At 67.6% G+C, this 20,393-nt stretch carries 17 protein-coding genes; 5 read left to right on the top strand and 12 right to left on the bottom strand.

Features of this window, described 5'->3' with window-relative positions; all coding sequences use genetic code 11:
• The first annotated feature begins 45 nt into the window (after window positions 1–45).
• Window positions 46–420 (top strand): hypothetical protein, encoded by a 375-nt coding sequence (locus tag V9K91_RS14675; protein ID WP_068851898.1) that lies wholly within the window; start codon window positions 46–48, stop codon window positions 418–420.
• Between the two features lie 5 nt (window positions 421–425).
• On the opposite strand, the gene V9K91_RS14670 is transcribed toward V9K91_RS14675, so the two are convergent.
• Window positions 426–1,781 carry an amidohydrolase family protein gene (locus V9K91_RS14670; protein WP_336443464.1) on the bottom strand — a complete coding sequence of 452 codons (1,356 nt, stop codon included), beginning with the start codon at window positions 1,779–1,781 and terminating at the stop codon, window positions 426–428.
• Window positions 1,782–1,963: 182 nt separating this feature from the next.
• Here V9K91_RS14670 and V9K91_RS14665 point away from each other — a divergent pair, with 182 nt between their 5' ends.
• Window positions 1,964–2,560: a DUF308 domain-containing protein gene (locus V9K91_RS14665; protein ID WP_336443463.1), complete on the top strand. Its 597-nt coding sequence runs from the start codon at window positions 1,964–1,966 to the stop codon at window positions 2,558–2,560.
• On the opposite strand, the gene V9K91_RS14660 is transcribed toward V9K91_RS14665, so the two are convergent.
• From V9K91_RS14660 to arcA, 6 genes are all read right to left on the bottom strand, one after another.
• Complete coding sequence (locus V9K91_RS14660) at window positions 2,557–3,939, bottom strand: MipA/OmpV family protein (protein ID WP_336443462.1); 1,383 nt, start codon at window positions 3,937–3,939, stop codon at window positions 2,557–2,559. The two genes, V9K91_RS14665 and V9K91_RS14660, sit on opposite strands and share 4 nt — an antisense overlap.
• Window positions 3,940–3,947: 8 nt before the next feature.
• Entirely contained in the window at window positions 3,948–5,414 is a 1,467-nt protein-coding gene (locus tag V9K91_RS14655; RefSeq protein ID WP_307106991.1) for a DcaP family trimeric outer membrane transporter, read from the bottom strand.
• Window positions 5,415–5,454: 40 nt separating this feature from the next.
• Window positions 5,455–6,873 (bottom strand): efflux transporter outer membrane subunit, encoded by a 1,419-nt coding sequence (locus tag V9K91_RS14650; RefSeq protein ID WP_336443461.1) that lies wholly within the window; start codon window positions 6,871–6,873, stop codon window positions 5,455–5,457.
• The gene (locus V9K91_RS14645) at window positions 6,866–10,015 is read right to left on the bottom strand and encodes a multidrug efflux RND transporter permease subunit (protein WP_336443460.1); all 3,150 of its coding nucleotides are present in this window, start codon (window positions 10,013–10,015) and stop codon (window positions 6,866–6,868) included. Before V9K91_RS14645 ends, V9K91_RS14650 begins: the two co-directional genes overlap by 8 nt.
• Window positions 10,012–11,172, bottom strand: coding sequence for an efflux RND transporter periplasmic adaptor subunit (locus V9K91_RS14640; RefSeq protein WP_336443459.1), 1,161 nt, complete (start codon window positions 11,170–11,172; stop codon window positions 10,012–10,014). The genes V9K91_RS14645 and V9K91_RS14640 overlap by 4 nt, the downstream gene beginning before the upstream one ends.
• 73 nt (window positions 11,173–11,245) lie before the next feature.
• Entirely contained in the window at window positions 11,246–12,496 is a 1,251-nt protein-coding gene (arcA, locus tag V9K91_RS14635) for an arginine deiminase (RefSeq protein ID WP_336443458.1), read from the bottom strand.
• Between the two features lie 312 nt (window positions 12,497–12,808).
• Here arcA and V9K91_RS14630 point away from each other — a divergent pair, with 312 nt between their 5' ends.
• The 3 genes from V9K91_RS14630 to V9K91_RS14620 are packed head-to-tail and all read left to right on the top strand — an operon-like array spanning window position 12,809 to window position 14,344.
• Window positions 12,809–13,270 (top strand): glycine zipper 2TM domain-containing protein, encoded by a 462-nt coding sequence (locus V9K91_RS14630; RefSeq protein WP_068851874.1) that lies wholly within the window; start codon window positions 12,809–12,811, stop codon window positions 13,268–13,270.
• 15 nt (window positions 13,271–13,285) lie between these two features.
• Window positions 13,286–13,780, top strand: coding sequence for a DUF6491 family protein (locus V9K91_RS14625; protein ID WP_336443457.1), 495 nt, complete (start codon window positions 13,286–13,288; stop codon window positions 13,778–13,780).
• A gap of 12 nt (window positions 13,781–13,792) precedes the next feature.
• Window positions 13,793–14,344 carry a YqhA family protein gene (locus tag V9K91_RS14620; RefSeq protein ID WP_217977578.1) on the top strand — a complete coding sequence of 184 codons (552 nt, stop codon included), beginning with the start codon at window positions 13,793–13,795 and terminating at the stop codon, window positions 14,342–14,344.
• Between the two features lie 7 nt (window positions 14,345–14,351).
• Here V9K91_RS14620 and V9K91_RS14615 read toward each other — a convergent pair whose 3' ends face one another.
• The 5 genes from V9K91_RS14615 to modB form a co-directional block, all read right to left on the bottom strand.
• Window positions 14,352–16,073, bottom strand: coding sequence for an alpha/beta-hydrolase family protein (locus V9K91_RS14615; RefSeq protein WP_336443456.1), 1,722 nt, complete (start codon window positions 16,071–16,073; stop codon window positions 14,352–14,354).
• On the bottom strand, window positions 16,070–17,497 hold the full coding sequence (locus tag V9K91_RS14610) for a basic amino acid/polyamine antiporter (RefSeq protein WP_095364287.1): 1,428 nt from the start codon (window positions 17,495–17,497) through the stop codon (window positions 16,070–16,072). The genes V9K91_RS14615 and V9K91_RS14610 overlap by 4 nt, the downstream gene beginning before the upstream one ends.
• 13 nt (window positions 17,498–17,510) lie before the next feature.
• Window positions 17,511–18,935, bottom strand: coding sequence for a basic amino acid/polyamine antiporter (locus tag V9K91_RS14605; protein ID WP_068851863.1), 1,425 nt, complete (start codon window positions 18,933–18,935; stop codon window positions 17,511–17,513).
• A 114-nt stretch (window positions 18,936–19,049) separates the two neighbouring features.
• Entirely contained in the window at window positions 19,050–19,718 is a 669-nt protein-coding gene (locus tag V9K91_RS14600; RefSeq protein ID WP_336443455.1) for an ATP-binding cassette domain-containing protein, read from the bottom strand.
• Window positions 19,708–20,391 (bottom strand): molybdate ABC transporter permease subunit, encoded by a 684-nt coding sequence (modB, locus tag V9K91_RS14595; protein ID WP_068851857.1) that lies wholly within the window; start codon window positions 20,389–20,391, stop codon window positions 19,708–19,710. Before modB ends, V9K91_RS14600 begins: the two co-directional genes overlap by 11 nt.
• Window positions 20,392–20,393: the final 2 nt, after the last annotated feature.

The following is a 20,393-nucleotide window of genomic DNA, read 5'->3' as shown; positions in this document are numbered from 1 at the left end:
GTACAACCCTGTGTGCAGTCCGGCTCACGCCGCGAGGAATGCCCCATGCTACCCGCCCTGCTCCGACGTATCGCCGTACAGCTGTTCGACAATGGTGTGCTGCGGCTGATCTTCGAGAACACGCGCAACATGGCGGTGTCCTCGCTGATCACTGCCGCTGGGCTGGAAGTCGTTCGCGCGGGGCCGGGTGACCTCGACCTGGTCAACCCCACCGTGGCCGGCTACGTGGTGGTCACGATCGGGGTCAGCCTGCTGCTGCTGAACCTTTGCGACGGGCTGTGGCGGCTGAGCCGCATGAAGTCGCACCTGGTCCTGCAGATCCTGCTGTGCGGCGCCTACGCCTTCATTTTCTGGCGCGTGGTGTATCTGGTGCTGTACTTCAAAGCAGGCGGTGGGATGAGCATGAACACCGGTGGCTGAGCCGCTCAGCGCGCATCCTTGTAGATCTTGCCGTCCTTCATGATCACGTCGAAGTTGGCGTCTGGATCGGTGATCACGTTGATGTCGGCCAGCGGATCGCCTTCGACCAGCAGCAGGTCCGCCAGCGCCCCCTCCTCCACCACGCCGACACGCCCGGCATAAGGGCTGCGTTTGCCCGACAGCGCCAGCAGCTGGGCGTTGGTGCCGGTGGCCATCACCAGCGCTTCGGCCGGCGTGTACCAGCGGGTCAGGCTGGCCAGGATGCGGTTCTGCTGTGAGGCCAACGCACTGGAAAACAGCACGTCGGTGCCGAACGCGGTCTTGAGCTTGTACTTGATGGCGAAGCGGTAGGTCTGGTCGGTGCCGGCGAACACCTCCTGCGCTTTCTGCCACTGCTCCGAGCCCGTCGGGAAGGCGTTGGCCAGCTCCGGCGGGAACGGCTGCGTGCTGAGCCAGGTACCGGTATCGCGGATGCGGCGGGCGGTGGCGTCGTCCATCAGGCTGCCGTGCTCGATGCACTTCACCCCGGCACGGATGGCGCGCTGGATCGCTTCCGGGGTGTAGGCGTGCACCGTGACGTAGGTGCCCCAGTCGGTGGCTGCTTCCACCGCCGCGCGGACTTCCGGCTCGGTGAAGGTCACCACGTCCAGCGGGCTATGCGGCGAAGAGACGCCGCCGCCGGCGGTGAGCTTGATCTGGCTGGCGCCCCGCATCAGCTGCTCACGCACGCGCACCCGCAGCTCATCGGGGGTATCGGCGATGGCGCTGTCACCGAGTACGTCATGGCGCGAGCCGGGCTGGCCCACGGTGCGCGGCAGGTCGGAGGCCTCACGGAAATCGCCGTGGCCGCTGGTCACGGTGATCATCGCGCCGGAGGGCCAGATGCGCGGCCCGTCTGCGTGGCCGGCATCGATGGCCGCTTTCAGGCCCCACACCGCGCCGCCAACGTCACGCACGGTCGTGAAGCCGCGCAGCAGCGTCTTGCGGGACTCTGCCCCGGCCACGATGTTGATGTAGCCCGTATCGGCCGTCATCAGCGTCTGGATCGGGATGCCGGCGAACATGCTGTGCCAGTGCATGTCGATCAGCCCGGGCATCAGGGTGCGGCCGCGCCCGTCAATGCGGCGCGCGCCGGGCGCGTCGATCGCGCCGGCCGAGATGCGCGCGATGGTGTTGCCCTGCACCAGCACGTTGCTGGGTGCGGAGAGGCGGCCGTGGGTGCCGTCGAAGATGCGGACGTTGGTGAACAGCGTGGCGGCAGGTGCCACGCCGGTCGCCGGCGGCGGGGAGGCATCGCCCTCCGGTGCCTGCTGCAATGCCGAATGCGCGCCTGCCGACGCGGCCAGGCCAATCGAAACCAAGGCACCCAGAATCCGGACAGTCAGTCGTTGCGACATGGCACTGCGCCCCCGTGGCGGTTGTTGCGCTGGTATAGGAGCGGACACGTTAGGGCCATGTGTTTGCGGAAAATACTGGTGCGGGTTTCACTGCTGCATAACCAAGCCGGGCGGGTAATTGGACGATCTCCCAGGAGTGGCCTGTCATGACCGTGTTCTCCCGACTTGGCAAGGACACCGGCTCCATCGGTGTGGCAATGAAGTCCAGCTGGCAGCGCCTGTTGATCGTGGGCGTGCTGCTGCTGGTGTTGGGCGCGTTCGGCATTTACGCCTCCTCCTTCATGGTCCGCACCATGACGGTGCTGGTGGCCGGCCTGCTGGTGATCGCCGGTGCATTGCAGCTGACCGAGGCGTTCCTGCTGCACGGCCTGCCCAGTTTTGCGATGACCATCCTGCTGGGGGCGGCGCAGATCATCGGCGGCATCGCCATCTACACGAACCCCGAGTGGGCCGCGTACGCCGTAGCGACCACGGTGGCCGCCGTACTGGTGGTGCAGGCCATCGCGCAGATCAGCCTGGCATTCCGGTTTGCACCGGGCGGCAAGCGCTGGATATCCCTGGTGTCGGGGCTGGTGGCGCTGGTGGCCGCGGTGGTGTGCGTGAGCGGCGTGGCCTGGGCCGGGCGCGCCTCGGCGTCCTGGGGCGTGGGGTTGGCGCTGCTGGCCATGGGCGTGGCGTACATCGCCATCGCCCTCCTGTTCCGGCAGGACCGGGATCCTGCGGCCTCCCCTGCGCGGCGTTAGAACGCGCCTTCCAGGTAGGTGTAGATGTAGTTGGAGCCGCCATCGACCGTGCCCAGCATCTGCGCCGAACCGAAGATGCCGGAGCGGTGCGAGACCCCGAAACCGAAATACAGCTCGTGCCAGCGCTCGCTGCCGAAGATGTCGCCCAGGCTCACATCGATGCTGGGATCCAGGTAGTTGAGCACCTTGGACGTGTTGCGCTCGCGGCGTGCCTGCGACTGCACTTCCGCATACGGCACGCGCTCGGCGTAGGACACGCCGAAGCCGAAGCCAAGCCGGGTCTTTACCCGGTGCGACCACGGGAAGCCGTAATAGAAGCCCTTCATGTAGGCATCGATCTGCCACGAATCCGGCTGATGCCCCTTCTCGTCGTGGCGCAGTACGCCCACGTAGCCGACCAGGTCGAGCGGCCAGCCGTTGAGGCCTGACACGAACGGGCGGCCCACGTGTATGCCCCAGATGTCGGTGGGATCGTCATCGTTGAGGCTGACGCAGCTGAAGGTCATGATCTTGACCAGGTGGCAGCCATCGTCCGAATCGCGCCCGTAGAACACCTTTACGTAGGTGGGGGTGCCCTCCTTGTCCCAGCGCACCTGGCCGTTGCCGAAGTCGTAGGCGGCGCCGACCATCGCGCCCCACTGCATGTCGCTGTCCACCAGCGGGCTGTTGCGGATGGTGCTGGAATAGCGCTTGGCGAACACGCCGCCGACCAGGCTCCAGTTCTGCAGGATGCGGTAGCGGCCGTACAGGCCGGCGGTGATGTCCAACCCGCTGCCGGCCGAATACTCGGTGCGCTCCGGAGTCACCTCATAGGACTCCACGCCGAAGTAGTAGTCGTTGAGCTTGGCGCTGCGCCAGCCCAGGGTGAGCACCGGCTGCAGCGCCCAGCGGTCGCCGCGCAGGGTATAGCCGTACCCGGCGCGCACTTCGGTGCCGTTGGAGTTGTTGGAAATGTCCTGGCGGACCGTGAAATCCAGTGCGTGGTTGTCGTGCTTGAAGTAATAGCGCGCGCCGATGTCGGCCTCGCTGTTGCGGGTTTCCATGCCCTCGAGGATGTCGGGGGTGTCGTCTTCCGGATAGCCTTCCAGCCGCCGTTCGACGAACAGTTCCAGGCCCTGGTCCTCGCGCGGGGTGAAGCGCACGCCGGCCGCGTTGGAACGCAGGAAGAAGCGCTCGCCCTCGTACAGGTACAGCGGCATGATATCGACCCGGTCGTCGGCGCCCTTGTACGGTGACGATTCGATCCTGCCGAGGAAGCCCAGCCCGGCGCTGCCGGGCTCTTCCAGGATGGTGCCGAGCATGGCGTCCTGCGCGGCCACCGGCGCGGCGGCGGCCAGTGCGCTGACCAGCAGCATTCTTCGAAGTCTGCGCGTAGCCATGACGTCTCCTATTTCACGAAGTCGTACTTGAGCGCGGTCTGCAGGCGGAACACATCACCACTGGCGCCACTCTGCTCCTGCAGCTTGCCGTACAGCAACTCCGCACCCCAGCTCCAGCTCGGCGCCGGCTGCCAGATGATGTTGGCGGCGGCGTAGTCGCTGCGGCGGAACACCGTCGGGTCGAGCAGCTGGTCACGTTCCAGGTACAGCCGGCTGTAGGTCACGGTGGTGCGCCAGCGCTGCGACCAGTGGTGCGTGTAGCCCAGCCATCCGCCGTACTGCTGCAGCACCTGCAGGTCGCCTTGGGGATCGACCACGCCATCAAGGTTCAACCCGCCAAGATCGCCGATGAAGGCTGAGATGCCCTGCCCGCCCAGCGCACCGAACACCATGTAGTCGCCATTGTCGCCCCAGCCCCAGGTGCCGCTGAGGGCCAGCCCGCCGGCGGTGGCGCTGTCGCTGCCCTCATTGCTGTCCTGCGCCGAATCGTAGGCCAGGTACCGCAGCAGGCCGGACGCCTGCAGGCTGCCCCAGTCCGCTTCATGCCGGGCGGCCAGCACCAGGTTGGGTGCGGCCGTGCGCGAGCGTTGGGTGGCCCCATAGAACTGCAGTTCGGGCGCGCGATGCTCGGCTGCGAGGATGAACTGGTTGCCGTTGCCCAGCGGGAAGTACTGGCGGATGCTGGCCACGCGCGCCGACGGCGATGCGCCAGGGCCGGCGAAATCCAGCGTGTCCGGGCCCGAATCCAGGTCCATGAAGGCCGACCAGCCAAAGCCCACGTAGGTGTTGCCCAGCTGCCCCCACGCATGCCGCAGGCGGTAGCCGTAGCTGCCGCCGGAGCCGAAGAAGTCGTTCTGGATCAGGAAGCGCAGTTGCCCTGCGCCGGTATCGCGGCGGCCCTCGAGGGTGAGCCGGGTCTGGCGGGCGTGCATGTTGAAGCGGGTGCTGTCGCGGCCGCCGTCCACCGGAATGTCGGAGGTGATGAACTGGTCGCTGTCGCCGGCATCGCCGCTGTCGAACATTGCATCGAGCTTGGCGTAGCCACCCAGCCGCAGCCACGTGCCGGTGCCGGGGATGAGGAAGAAGCCCTCCAGTTCATCGCCGGGGGGAACTTCGTTGTCCACGCGAGCCGACGCCTGTTCGTCCTCGTCGAAGGTGTCGCGCGCCGGCAGCGGCGACGGCGGCACGTTCAACGCCGCGGGCGACGCCGCGACCAGCGGTGCGGCGGGCACCGATACCGCGCCCGGCGCAGCGGCCACGGCAGGGGCTGGCGCGGTGGGCGTGGCCGTGGCGGGCGCCGCCGGCGAGGCATTGGCCTGCCCGGATTCGAGTGCCTGGATGCGCGCGGTGAGCATATCTACGGTCTGGCGCAGCCGCTGGATCTCCGCGTCCTGGGAAGCGTCGCGGGTCTGGGCGACGACGGCGCCTGGCAGCAGCACGGCGGCCAGGCAGAGGGTTCGGGTGGGAATGCGCATGGAAAACGGCCTCGCTGGAATATCGGGAACATGAAAAGAATCAGTCGACGGGGATCTCCCGCTGGCCCTGGCCGCCGCCCAGTGCGGCGTACAGGTTCACCGCGTCCTGCAGCGCGGCTGCGCGCAGCTGCAGCAGGTTCTGTTCGGCGGCGAAATGGTTGCGCTCGGCATCCAACACTTCCAGGTACGGGGTCAGGCCGACGTCGTAGCGGTCGTGCGCGGTGACCACCAGCGCCTGCTGCACTTCCACCGCACGGATCTGCGCCTGGATCTGCCGGTCGTTCTGTTCGGCGGCCACCAGCCCGCTGGCCACTTCGCGGAAGGCGTTCTGCACGGTGGACTGGTAGGCCGTCTCCCGCTCGTCGCGGACGGCGTTGGCTCCGTCCACGCGCGCACGTCGGGCACCCCAGTCGAGCAGCGGCAACACCGCGCCGGCGCCGAACGACCACACCCGGTTGCTGTCCGACACCAGCCCGGACAGCTCGTTGGAGGCGTAGCCGCCCGCGCCGGTCAAGGCGATGATGGGGAAGTACAGCGCCCGCGCCACGCCGATGTTGGCGTTCGCGGCACGCAGCTGGTGCTCGGCCAGGCGCACGTCGGGGCGCGCTACCAGTAGCGCCGACGGCAGCCCGGGGTCGAGCCGGGTGAGCTGCGCGTCGGGATCCAGCGGCAGCCCGGGCGGCAGTGCCGTCGGCAGCGGAACACCCACCAGGAACTGCAGCAGCTGCAGCGCCTGGCCCTGGGTGCGCCGCAGTTGCGCCAGCTGCAGTTCGGTCTGGGTCACCAGCGCATAGGACTGGTTGAAATCAATGGACGACGTCAGTCCGGCGTCCATGCGCAGCTGGGCCAGTTCCAGGGTTTCGTTACGGCTGGCCAGCGAACGCTCGGCCAGCACGATGCCTTCCTCGCTGGCGCGTACGGCGTAGTAGCTGGCCGCGACGTTGGCGACCAGCGACAGTTCCGCCGTGTTCCGGGCTTCCTCGGTGGCCAGGTACTGGCGGCGCGCCACTTCGTTGAGGTTGGCTACGCGGCCCCAGAAATCCAGCTCGAACGACGGGATGCCCACCTGCAGCCCATAGCTGTCCACGGTGACCCGGGGCGCGCCATCGGCGGCGCTGAGCGGTGTGCGCAGGCGCTGGCCGGACGCGCTGGCATCCAACTCGGGCAGGCGCTGGCTGCGCTGGATGCGGAACTGGGCGCGCGCCTGTTCGATCCGCGCAGCCGCGCCGGCGAGATCGCGGTTGTACACCAGCGCCTTGCCGATCAGGTCGCGCAGTACCGGGTCGTGGAAGAAGTCCTGCCAGGGAATGGCCGGTGCCGCGGCACCGCCCGTCGTTGACGCCGGGAACCGCGCAGGAACCGGCGCCTCCGGGCGCACGTAGTCCGGCGCGAAGTTGCAGCCGGCCAGCTGGCAGAGTGCCAGCACCGCCCCCGCACGCCAGAACAGACCGCTACGCATCGGCGTCCTCTTTCGGTACCGGCGCGGCGGGATCGACCGTGCGCGGACGTGCACTCCGGCGCAGCAGGAAGTAGAACAGCGGGGTGAAGAAGATCCCGAACAGGGTGGCGCTGAGCATGCTGCCCAGCACACCGGTACCCACCGCCTGCCGGCTGGCCGCGCCGGCGCCGGTGGCGATCACCAGCGGCACCATGCCCACGATGAAGGTCAGGCTGGTCATCAGGATCGGCCGCAGGCGCTGCTGCGCGGCCTGCAGGATCGCATCGCGCACCGGCACACCCCGCGCTTCCTCGTCCAGCCCGAACTGCACGATCAGGATCGCGTTCTTGGCGGCCAGGCCGATGATGGTGACCAGGCCCACGGTGAAGTACACGTCGGCCGACATGCCGCGTGCGGCGGTGAACACCACCGCGCCGAGGATGCCCAGCGGCACCACCAGCAGCACGATCACCGGAGTCACCCAGCTTTCGTACAGCGCGGCCAGCAGCAGGAAGGCCACGATGAAGGCCAGGCCAAGCAGCATACCCACCTGCCCCGACGCTTCGCGCTCCTCACGCGCGGTGCCGGTCCACTCGTGGCGCATGCCCGGCGGCAGCACCTCGTCGGCGATGCGCTCCATCTCCACCAGCGCTGCGCCACTGGAGACGCCGGGCGCGCCCTGCCCCGATACCGTGGCCGACAGGAACCCGTTGTAGCGCTCCACCTGCTGCTCGCCGACCGTCCAGCGCGTGGTCGCGAACGCGGAGAACGGCACCGACTGGCCGTTGCTGCCGATCACCCGCAGGTCGGACACATCTTCGGCGCGCATGCGCTGTTCGGCATCGCCCTGGATGAAGACCCGCAGCACGTTGCCCTGGCGCACGAAGTCGTTGACGTAGGCCGAGCCGAACATGATGCCCAGCGCCTGGTTGACCTGCGACAACTGCACGCCCAGCGCACGCGCCTGGGTGCGGTCGATATCCACGAACAGCTGCGGGGCGCGCGGCATGCCTTCCGGGCGTACGCCACTGAGCCGGTCGTTGGCCGCTGCCCGCGCCGCGATCCCCATGGCCGCCGCGCTCAGGCCGGTACCGCCGACACCGCTGCGATCCTCGATCTTCATGCTGAAGCCGGACGCATTGCCCAACGACTGGATGGCCGGTGGGTTGAGCGCGAACACCTGCGCCTGCGGGATGCGGGTGAACGCGGCGCTCATGCGCGCGGCCAGCGACATCGCGCTGCGCTCGCTGCCGCTGCGTTCGGCCCACGGGTGCAGGTCCACGAAGGACATGCCCACCGCCTGGCCCTGGCCGAAGAAGCTGAAACCGATCACCGTGGCCACGTTGCGCACTTCCGGCTGCTGCCGCAGGATCGCCTCGGCCTGCTCGGCCGCGGCTCGGGTGCGCTCCATGGTCGCGCCGGGCGCGGCGTTGTACGCCACGAAAATGTAGCCCTGGTCTTCAGTGGGCAGGAAGCCGCCCGGCAGGCGCGCATACAGCAGGCCGGTGATCAGCGTGACCACCACGAACACGCCGATCCATAGCCACGGGCGCACCAGCATGCTGCCCACCCAGCCAGCGTAACTGCGGCTGCTCTTGTCCAGCCCGGTGTTGATGGCGCTGAACAAGCGTCGGCCGGGTCCGCCCTTCCCCACCTGTTCCTTGGCCGGGCGCAGCATTGCACCGCAGATGGCCGGGGCCAGGGTCAGGGACAGAATCGTGGAGACCACCAGCGATACGCTGAGCGTGACCGCGAACTGCCGGTAGATGCCGCCGGCCGAACCAGGGAAGAAGCCCATCGGGATGAACACCGCGAGCAGCACCAGCGTAGTGGCGATGATCGCGCCGGACAGCTGCCCCATGGCCTTGGCGGTCGCTTCGCGGGGTGGCAGATCCTCCTCGCGCATGATCCGCTCGACGCTCTCGACGATTACGATGGCGTCATCGTTGAGGATGCCGATCGCCACCACCATCGCAAACAGCGACAGCAGGTTGATCGAAACCCCGAACGCCAGCAGGCCAAGGCACGCCCCCAGCAGCGAGACCGGCACCACGATGGTGGGCAGGAACACGGCGCGCCAGCTCTGCAGGAACAGCAGCACCACGATGGACACCAGCACCAGCGACTGCAGCATGGTCACCGCCACGCCGTTGACCGATTCGGTGATGAAGGGCGTGGTGTCGAACGGGGTGGTCCACTGCATGCCGTCCGGGAAGCTGGCTTCCAGGTCCTCCATGCGCTCGCGAACCGCCGTGGCGGTGGACAGCGCGTTGGCGCCTGTGGCCAGCGAGACGGCCAGGCCGGCGGTTTCCTGGCCGTTCAAGCGCAGGTTGAAGGCGTAGTTGTCGTTGCCCAGTTCCACCCGCGCCACATCACCCAGCCGCACGGTGGCAGCGCCCGGGGTGGCGCGGATGATCACCTGGCGGAACTGTTCGGGGGTGCTGAAGCGCCCGCGCATGACGATCTGCGCGGTGGTTTCGGTGGACGGCGTGGTCGGCTGCAGACCGAGGCCGCCGCCGGCGGTCTGCGCGTTCTGCTCACGCACCGCAGCCATCACCTCACCAGGCGAGATGCCGTAGCTGACCAGCTTCTCGCGGTCCAGCCAGATCCGCATCGCGTAACTGGAGCCGAACAGGGTGACATCGCCCACCCCGTGCACGCGGCGCAGTTCGTCGGCGATGTTGCTGTTGGCGTAGTCGCCCAGCTCCAGCGCCGAATAGCGGCCCTTGTCCGACTGCAGCGAGATCAGCATCAGGAAGCCGTTGCTGGCCTGGGTGACGCGCACGCCCATCTGCCGCACTTCATCGGGCAGCCGCGGCTCGACCCGGGCCAGGCGGTCCTGCACCTGCGACCGGGCAATATCGAGGTCGGTACCGCTGCGGAAGGTCACCCGGATCTGCGCCGTGCCGTTGGCGCGGCTGGTGGAGGTCATGAACAGGAAATCGTCCACGCCGCTGAGTTCGTTCTCGATCACCGAGGTCACGGTACGGTCCAGCGTCTGCGCGTCGGCACCGACGAAGGTGGCCGAAATGCTCAGCGAGGGTGGCGCCACGTCGGGGTACTGCTCCACCGGCAGGCTGACCAGGGCGATGCCACCGAACAGGATGGCGAACAGCGCGATCACCCACGCCAGCACCGGCCGGTAGACGAAATAGCCACTCATGGGGCTTTGGCCTTCGCCTTGGGGTCTGCACCGGGCTGGATCGCCACGGGCTGGCCGGGCTGGATCTTGTGCCAGCCGTCGACAATCACCTTGTCGCCGGGGGTGAGGCCCGACTGCACCACCCAGCGTCCGCCGGCCTGCCCGGCCAGCGTCACCGCGCGACGCACGGCGACGTTCTCGTCATTGACCAGCATCACCGTGGCTTCGTCTTCGCCCACCTGGATGGCGCGCTCGGGCAGGCTGGTGCCGTTACGGATGCTGCCGATGGCCAGGATGCCGCGCACGAACTGGCCCGGCAGCAGCCGGCCATCGGGGTTGGCGAAGCGTGCGCGCAGCGTGCGGCTGCCGGTGGCCGGGTCGATCGCGGTTTCGCTGAAGTCGACGACGCCTGCTTCGGGCAGCCGGACATTGCCGTCAAGGAGGATAGTCACCTGCACCCGGTGGTCGTCGCCCACGTCGATGCGGCCGTCGGCCACCCCGCGCTCGAGCTCGTTCATGGCGATGTTGGACGGATTGAAGATCACGAATGCCGGGTCGACCTGGTCGATCCGGGTCAGCAGCGTGGCTGCGGCCGCACTTACCAGCGCGCCTTCGCTGACCTGGGCCCGACCAGTGCGCCCTTTGATCGGCGCGCGTACCGTGGCGTGGTCCAGCTGCAGCGTGGCGCGGTCCACCGCCGCCTGCGCTTCCATCAGCGCGGCATCGGCCTGGCGGAACGAGGCCTGCGCCGATTCGTATTCCTGCACGCTCACAGCCTTGCGCTGTACCAGCGTGGACAGCCGCGCACGCAGCGAAGACGTCTGCGCCTTGGCGGCACGGGCCGAGGCCAGTGACGCACGCGCCTGCTGCAGGCGTGCCTGCAGGTCGCGCGGATCGATCTGGAACAGCGGCGCGTTGGCCTCGACCTCGGTGCCATCCACATACAGCTGGCGCTCGACGATGCCATCGGCACGCGCCCGCACTTCGGCCGAGCGGCTGGCTTCGACCCGCCCCGGCAGTTCCACCAGGTTCGGCACGGCCTGTGCCTTGACCACTTCCACGGCCACCAGCGTGGGCGGTCGCTCGCCGCCGTCAGGCCCACCACCCCGCCCACAGCCGACGGCCAGCGCAACCGCCGCCAACAGCCATGCACGCGCCATCCATCCAGGGGATTGCATCCTTCCGGCCTCCGCGGTTCGCACGGCAGCGGCGCATGGCCGGCCGCCGTGACGGGAAATGTCGGCGCAGCGTCTAGAAACTCACCGCGTCGCGGATCAACGGACAGGTCATGCAGTGGCCACCACCGCGGCCACGCCCCAGCTCGGCCCCGACGATGCTGATCACTTCGATGCCCTGCTTGCGCAGGTCGGTGTTGGTCTGGGTGCTGCGGTCGTAGGCCACCACCACGCCCGGCGCCATCGCCACCAGGTTGTTGCCGCTGTCCCATTGCGAGCGCTCGGCCGCGTAACGGTCGCCGCCGGATTCGACGATGCGCAGCTGCTTGAAGCCCAGCGCTTCGGCCACCACGTCGTTGAAGTGCTTCTTCTCGAACACGATCTCGAAGCCCGGCGCCTTGTCGCTGGGATGCAGCGAGACGGTGTGGATCTGATCGACAATACCCGGGAACACGGTCACCACGTCGCGGTCGGCAAAGGTGAACACCGTATCCAGGTGCATGGCCGAGCGCAGCTTGGGCATCACCGCCACGATCACCCGCTTGGCCGCGCCATTCTTGAACAGCGACTGGGCCAGCTGGGTAATGGCGGTGCGCGAGGTGCGTTCGCTCATGCCGATCAGCACGATGCCGTTGCCCGGAATCAACACATCGCCGCCTTCCAGCGTGGCGTTGCCGTGGTCCACCGTGGGGTCACCGAACCAGATCGGGAACTTGGCCTTGGTGAAATCCGGATGGAACTTGTAGATCGCGGTGGTCAGGATGGTCTCTTCATGCCGCGCCGGCCAGTACAGCGGATTGAGAGTCACGCCCTGGTAGATCCAGCAGGTGGTGTCGCGGGTGTACAGCGTGTTGGGCAGCGGCGGCAGCAGGTAGCCGACGATGTCCGGCTGGGCGCGCGCGGCCTGCAGCGTGGGGCCGGCGAAGTCGTCCGGCAGGTCGAACACGCTCAGGCCGCCGATCAGGGTTTCGGCCAGCTGCCGCGCCGGCAGCGATTGCAGGTAGGCGCGCACTTCGCCCATGAATTCCACGCCCACTTCGTTGGCGTTGATCTGGTGGTCCAGGATCCAGTTGCGGGCCTCGTCAAGCTCCAGCGTCTCGGTCAGCAGATCGTGCATCTCCACCACGTCCACGCCACGGGCGCGCATCTTGGACATGAAATCGAAATGATCGCGCTTGGCGTTGTCTACCCAGATCACGTCATCGAACAGCAGGTCGTCCTTGTTGCGGGGCGTGAGCCGGCTGTGCGCCATGCCAGGGGCACAGACCATCACCTTCTTGAGGACGCCAACTTCGGAATGAACGCCATAGACAGTTGCACTGGACATTGCGGGCCTCTCCATTTCGCGAAAACAAACAGGGAAAGCGAAGCCTCCGCCCTTCATCGCGGCGGCCACGGGATGTGCTCTCGTTGCGTGCAGAACTAGTCCCGAAAAGGTAAAACCCACGTGAGCGTCGGAATCTGGATAGTGAGCAAAAAGGCCTGTAAATGCTGAATGTGTTGCACTGGTTGGCGCGGCGATTTCTTTCACATCGCCGTTACCGGTCGCGTAGTTAATCGCTGCTCCATGGAGCACATTCCATGGCCAGGACGGCTGGCCACTTCGCAGTCCCGCGCATTCATTTGATGGAGACACACGATGAAACTTTCCCAGGCAGGCGCCGCGACGGCGCTGTTGGCATCGGCCCTGTTCATGACCGCCTGCGCCACCCACACCACGCCCAGCACGTTCAACCGCTCCGAGGTCGGGCGTGCCCAGGACGTGCAGATGGGCACGGTCCAGTCCATCCGGGCGGTGCAGATCCAGAATGACTCACGTGGCGTGGCCACCATCGTCGGCGCCGGCATCGGCGGCGTGGCGGGCAGCTCCATCGGTGGTGGCAGCCGTGCCAACACCATTGGCGCCATCGCAGGTGCGGCAGCAGGCGGGGCCGCAGGCAATGCGCTTGCACGCAGTGCACGCAACGGCGTGGAGATCACCGTGCAGCTGGAGAACGGCCGAACCGTCGCCGTGGTCCAGGATGGCAACCCCAACGACTACCGCGTGGGCGACCGCGTGCGGGTCTCCAGCGACGGCGCCACTACCCGCGTCACCCGCTGAAACGAAGGAACCGTCATGCGCCACCTGCTGATGACACTGCTCGCCGTGGCCGCCCTCAGCGGGTGTGCCACTACGCCCACGATGACCACCCAGGAACGCTTCAATCTTTACGTGCAACATGCCGGGCCACCGGTGCAGTCGTTCCCGCTGGCCCGCTTCGTCCGCCAGACGCAGTGGACGCCGCTGGGTGACCGGGCGCTCGCGGTGTGGACCAGCCCCAGCCGCGGGCACCTGCTGGAGCTGCGGGGCCGCTGCACCGGGCTGTCCATCGCCCACACGGTGCAGATCACCAATTCGTTCGGCACCGTCAACGCCCGCTGGGACAGCGTGATCCCGCGGACCGCGAGCGTGGCGATGCCGCAGTCCTGCCGCATCATCCGGATACGCCCGCTGGATGGCAACGCGATCCGCGATGCGCGCCGCGAGATGCGCAACACGATCTACGGTGACCGCCCGGCCGACCTTGTGGAAGACACCGGTCCGGACGTGTCTGATCGGTTCGACGACTGAGGACGGAGTGCCATGCCGATGGAGCGCCTGCGCGGCCTGTTTCGCCGCAACGTATCGCGCAGTCTGTTCGATGCGCGATGGATCATGGCGCCGTTCTATTTCGGGCTGGTGGTGGCGCTGTTGCTGCTGCTGTTCGTGTTCCTGCGCCAGCTGGCCAATTACGTGCTGAACATCGCCAATATTGGTCCAGCTGACGCGGTATTGCTGGCGCTGTCGCTGATCGACATGTCGCTGGTGGCCAACCTGCTGCTGATCGTCACCCTGGCCGGCTACGAGAACTTCGTGACCCGGATCGATTCCGGCCAGGAACGCCGGCCGGCATGGATGGGCACGGTCGACTTCGGCGCAATGAAGACCAAGCTGATGGGATCGATCATCGCGATCTCGGCCATCGCGCTGCTGCGGATCTTCATGAAGCTGGAGGAAGGCCTGGTGGTCGAGCCGGAGGTGTTGCGCTGGATGTCGGTCATCCACGGCATGCTGCTGCTGTCGGCCCTCATCCTCGCAATCATCGAACGCCTGTCCCAACAGACCCGCATGCCGCACCCGCCCCGCGAGTCCTGAGCGCTGCTCAGCCGCCGGCGGCGCTGCGCCGCTGTTCGATCTGCTGGCGACGGCGCGGGTCCAGCAGGAACTGCAGCCGGCGGATGTCGCCCGCGCTCCATCCCTGCGCGCCCAGTACCGCCTGCCACCCGGCAATGTAGTGCGAGGGCGCGAAGACGTGGCCGTAGCCCATCGGCGTACGGTCGGCCAGCAGCATGTCCAGCGCCAGCTGCAGCATGCTCACCAGCGGGTACCAGCGCACCGCCGGTGACACGTCCGGTGCGCGCGGTTCGGCCATCCAGTCCGGTTGCCGCCACGCATCATACGGGGTGAAGAAGGTAATCGGGTCGCTGGCGTACTGCAGGTACACCACCCGCATCCGCCCCCAGGGCGCGTCCGCCGGTACCGGGCTGCCGCCCTGGTTCATGAAGCGCACCGAGCGGCTGTCACGGAACACCGGCAGCCATTCGGGCGAGCCGGCGTTGCGTTGGTTGGTGGTCTGCCGCCAGGTGCGGGTGGCGAAGGGCGGCCCACTCCACAACGCGCCATCGATCGGCGTGTCGATCATGTCGAACAGGTTCACCGAACGCTCGGAATTCATCGCACCCAGGCTCAATCCATGCACGAACAACCGCGGCCGGGTTTCCACCGGCAAGGTACGCCAGTACGCATAGACCTCGGCGAACAGCAGCCGCGACGTTTCCTCGCCGTACTCCGGCTCGACCAGCAGTGACAGCGGGCTGGAAAGATAGGAATACTGCACCGCCACGCTGGCCACGTTTCCATGCAGCAGGTATTCCAGGCTGTCCGCCGCTGCCGGGTCGACCCAGCCGGTGCCGGTGGGGGTGATCACCACCAGGTTGGCGCGCTCGAAACCGCCCTGGCGCTGCAGCTCGCGCAGGGCCAGCCGCGCGCGGGCGCGGGCATCGGCGGCCGCCGGCAACCCGGCATAGACCCGGATCGGCTGCAGCGCGGGTCTTCCGGTGAACGCGGCGATGTCCGCCGCATCCGGGCCGGCAGTCACGTAATCGCGCCCTGCCCGGCCCATCTGTTCCCAGGCCACCAGCGAGCCGGGCCCACCCGTCGCACCCGGGCGGGTCGGCGCGATGGCATCGGGCGGAATCAACGCATCGGCCTTGCGGAACGAAGCATCGGCCGCATGCAACGCACCGCGCAGCAGCACGCCATTGGCAATGTTGAAGAACAGCACCGCCGCCACCACGATGCCCAGCAGGCGCGCCACCGGCGCCGGCATCACCCGCCGCGACAACGCCCCCACCCGGCGCGCCACCCAGGCGAACGCGCGGCCCAGCACCAGCAGCACACCGAACACGGCCAGCGCGATCACCAGCAGCCGCAGCGAGAAGCTTTCGTCCATCGGCGGCAGGCCCATCACCGCGCGCACCGAATCCTGCCAGGGGCGCACCCACCACACGGTGAGCGTACAGGCCAGCAGGCTCACCCACGGCAGCCAGCGCAGGAACTTCTGCAACCGTCCACGGCCCAGCTCGGGCAGCATCAGGCGCCGCCACAGGGCTGCCAGCGCCACGCCGATGAGATAGCCCAAGCCAAAGCAGATACCCGACAACAGGCCCTGCGCCACGTAACCGCGCGGCACCAGGCTGGGGGTGAGCGAGGCAATGAACAACAGCGCGCCCAGCACCTGCCCGGTACGGCACAGCGGGCCGCGATACGGCGCGCTCAGGCGCGCCAGCAGGTTGCGGGACGGCCTGGCCGGTGGCCCGGTCACAGGCGCAGCCAGCCGCTGGCCAGGCCGACGATCGCCGCGACCGCCATCGCGCACAGCAGCAACAGCACCCCCATTTCCAGCGGCCGGAAGGCGATGCCGCGGTGGCGCTGCCAGGCCCAGAACAGCAGCGACCCGGGCACGTACAACAGGCTGGACAGCAGCAGGTAGCGGCTGCCGCCGGCCAGCAGCATCGACGCGGCGTAGACCGTGGCGATGCCGGCAATCCAACGCATCCGTGCGTGGGCAGGCGCATCCACGCCGCCCTCGCCGCCCAACGACAGCTTCAGCTGGTAAGCGGCAACCAGCAGGTACGGCACCAGTGTCATCGCGCTGGTCATCTTCAGCGCCAGGGTAAAGGCATAGTCGGCGAACCAGCTGACCAGCAGGAAGGTCTGGATCACGCCGTTGGTGAGCCACAGCGCGGCGTCCGGCACCCCCGCACGGTTCTCGCGGGCAAGCGCGCGCGGCATCGCATCGTTGAGCGCGGCCGAGTGCAGCACTTCGGCCGCCAGCAGCGACCAGGACAGATAATTGCCCAGCACCGAGATCAACAACCCGATGCTGATGAACAACGCACCCCAGCGCCCGGCGATGGCTTCCATCACCCCGGCCATGGACGGGGTACGCAGTGCGGCGAGGTCGGGGCGCAGCAGGATGCCATAGGACAGGATGGTGACCATCACCAGCAGGCAGAGCACGCCCAGGAAACCGGCCACGGTGGCAATGCCCACATCCTCGCGGCGGCGCGCATGGCGTGAGTACACGCTGGCGCCTTCGATGCCCACGAACACGAACACGGTCAGCAGCAGCGTGCCGCGGGTCTGCTGCCACAGCGTGCCGGCGCCCGGCGGCTCGCCCCCCCACAGGTTCAGCGCGAACACGTCGGCACGGAAGCCCAGCACCAGGAACACGATGAACACCGCCAGCGGCACCAGCTTGGCCACCGTGGCAATGGTGTTGATCAGCGCCGCTTCCTTGATGCCGCGCAGGATCAGGAAGTGGAAGCCCCACAGCAGCAGCGAGGCGGACAGGATCGCCACCACCGTGGTGCCGTCGCCGAACACCGGGAAGAACTGGCCCAGGGTGGCCTTGATCAGGATCAGGCAGGCCACGTCGGCCAGGCAGCAGCCCAGCCAGTAGCCCACCGCCGAAAGCAGGCCGGCGTAGTCGCCGAACCCTGCTTTTGCATACGCATAGATGCCGGTGTCCAGCTCCGGCTTCAGCCGCGACAGCGACTGGAACACGAAGGCCAGCATCAGCATGCCGGTGCCGGCGATCGCCCAGGCGAGCAGCGCGCCGTTCACCCCGGTGTTGGCGGCGAAGGCGGCGGGCAACGCGAAAATGCCCGAACCGATCATCGAGCCGACCACCAGCGCGGTCAGCTCCAGCAGCGACAGCTTGCGGCTACCCACGGCGGGGCTCATCGCGGCGTGGTCCTTAGATTTGGATGTAGCCCGTTGCGATCCAGTACACGCCCACGATCGCAGCGATCACCGCCACGGCCAGGATGATGAAATCCGATGCCTTGGTGAAGATCTTCTCGCCCTGCTCGCGCCGCGCCCAGAAGTACAGCAGGCTGCCCGGTGCATACAGCACCGCCGAGAGCACGATGAACTTGATGCCGCCGGCGTACAGCAGGAACGCGGTGTAGATCGTGGCCAGGATCGCCAGGGTCAGGTCACGCCCGCGTTCGTTCGGGCGCTCATTGTAGGTCTCTCCGCGCCGGGTGATCTTCAACCCGTAAGCGGCCACCAGCAGGAACGGAATCAGCGACATCGCGCTGGTCAGGTTGAGCATCAGCGAGAACGCATCGCGCGACCAGTAGGTGGTGATCACGATCAGCTGGATGATGATGTTGGTCGCCCACAGTGCCGCCGACGGCACCCCGTTGGCGTTCTCACGTGCGAAGATGGCCGGCATGTCCTTGGTGCGCGCCGCCGCCGACAGCACTTCGGCGCAGATCAGCGACCACGCCAGATAGGCGCCCAGCACCGATACCATCAACCCGACGCTGACGAACACCGCGCCCCAATGGCCCACCACCGCTTCCAGCACGGTGGCCATTGACGGCTGGCGCATGCCGGCGATGTCGGCCCGCTCCAGCACCGCGAACGGCAGCAGGGTCACCAGCACCATCAACGTGGTGACCACCAGGAAGCCGGTGATGGTGGCCGCACCCACGTCCTTGCGCTCCTTGGCGTAGCGCGAGTACACGCTGGCGCCTTCGATGCCGAGGAACACGAACACCGTGACCAGCATGGTCGCGCGCACCTGTTCGAAGATGCCGCCTTCCAGCCCGCCGCCGTAGAAATTGAACTGGAACACGTCCATCTTCATGGCAAAGGCCATGATCACCAGGAACACCACGATCGGGATGACCTTGGCGATGGTGACGATCTTGTTGATCGCCGCGGCCTGCTGCACACCGCGCAGGATCATGAAGTGGAACAACCAGATGCCGGCCGAGGCCACCAGGATCGCAACCACGGTATTGCCATCCCCGAAGATCGGGAAGAACGCGCCCAGGGTGGATTTGATCAGCACCCAATACGACACGTTGCCGATGCAGCTGCCGATCCAGTAGCCGAACGCGGAAAGGAACCCGGGGTAGTCGCCGAAGCCCTCCTTCGCATAGGCGAACACACCGGCGTCCAGATCCGGCTTGCGCTCGGCCAGCAGCTGGAACACGCGGGCCAGGGTGTACATGCCCAGGCCGGCGATCAGCCACGCCACCACCGCACCCAGTGGGCCGGTGGCGCCGGCGAAGGTTCGCGGGAGGGAGAAAATACCTGCGCCGATCATGCCGCCGACCACCATGGCGGTAAGTTGCGTGCGCGTCATCTTCACGACGTTCGAGGACATGGCAGGCGTCCACTGGCAGGCTGGAGCATTCAGGATGGAGAGCAAATCGTCAATTCGACGTGAGTGCTTTACCACTATCCGGAAACCGTCATCGGAGCGTGTTTTCAGCGGTATTCAGCGTTGTTTTGCCTGTCCGTCAACGAGCTCCACCACCTGCTGGCCGAACATCGCCACGTCCACCGGATCATGGCTGATCAGCAGCAGCGGAATGTCGGTGGCCTCCAGAACGCCCTGCAGTTCCTGGCGCAGGTGATCGCGCAACGCGTGGTCCAGTGCGGCAAACGGCTCGTCCAGCAGCAGCGCCTGCGGGCGTGTCACCAGCGCCCGTGCCAACGCCGTGCGCTGGCGCTGCCCGCCCGACAGCTGGGCCGGCACCATCTGCGCCAGGTGCTCGATGCGCAGTGTCGCCATCCAGCGTTCCACCTCGGGGTCGGCCTCGCGGCGCCGGGGATTGAACCAGCCGCGACGCAGGCCGAACGCGATGTTCTGGCGCACGGTCAGGTGCGGGAACAGGGCGTAGTCCTGGAACACGTAACCCAACCGGCGCTGCTGGGGTGGCAGGTGAATGCCCTGCGCGGCGTCGAACAGCGTCGCACCGCCCAGCCGCACATGGCCATCGTGCGGTCGCAGCAGGCCGGCGATGGCCTTCAGGGTCAGGCTCTTGCCCGCGCCGGAGGGGCCGAACAGCACCACCTGCCGCTGGCTGCACTGCAGCTGCACGTCCAGCGTGAACCGCTGGCCGGGTGCCTCCAGCGTGCGGCGGATGTCCAGCTCAAGCCACATCGCGCATCTCCCGGCGGCGCCCGCCGACCAGCCGCGCCGCCGCCAGCAGGATGAGGATGCACACCACCGAGGTGAGGATCACCAGCCCGTTGGCGGTGTCGTCATGCCCGGCCTGCACGGCTTCGTAGATCGCGATGGACAGGGTCTGGGTGCGGCCGGGAATGCTGCCGGCCACCATCAAGGTGGCACCGAACTCACCCATCGACCGGGCGAATGCCAGCAGCAGCCCCGCCAGGATGCCGCGCCAGGCCAGCGGCAGGCTGACCCGCAGGAACAGTGCAAACTCGGAGACACCGAGCGTGCGCGCAGCCTGCTCCAGCTGCCCGTCCACGTCCTCGAACGCCGCGCGTGCCGGCTTGAACACCAACGGCAATGAGGCAACGGCAGCGGCGATGACCGCCGCCTGCCAGGTAAACACCAGGTTGATGCCGAAGCTGGACTGCAACCATGCGCCCAGTGGCCCGTTGCGCCCGATCACCACCAGCAGGTAATACCCCAGCACAGTCGGGGGCAGCACCATCGGCAGGGTCAGCAGCGTGTCCAGCAGCTCACGCCCGGGGAAACGGCGCCGCGCCAGCAGCGCGCCAAGCGCCACGCCCAGTACCAGGTTGATCGCCGTGGCCCAGCCGGCCACCTTCAGCGACAACCAGAGCGCGGACCAGTCCAGTGCCATCG

The organism is Stenotrophomonas sp. CCNWLW57, assembly GCF_037203925.1.
Taxonomy (GTDB): Bacteria; Pseudomonadota; Gammaproteobacteria; order Xanthomonadales; family Xanthomonadaceae; genus Stenotrophomonas; species Stenotrophomonas rhizophila_A.
Note: the sequence above shows the minus strand (reverse complement) of the source record. Positions and strands in the feature narration are given on the sequence as shown.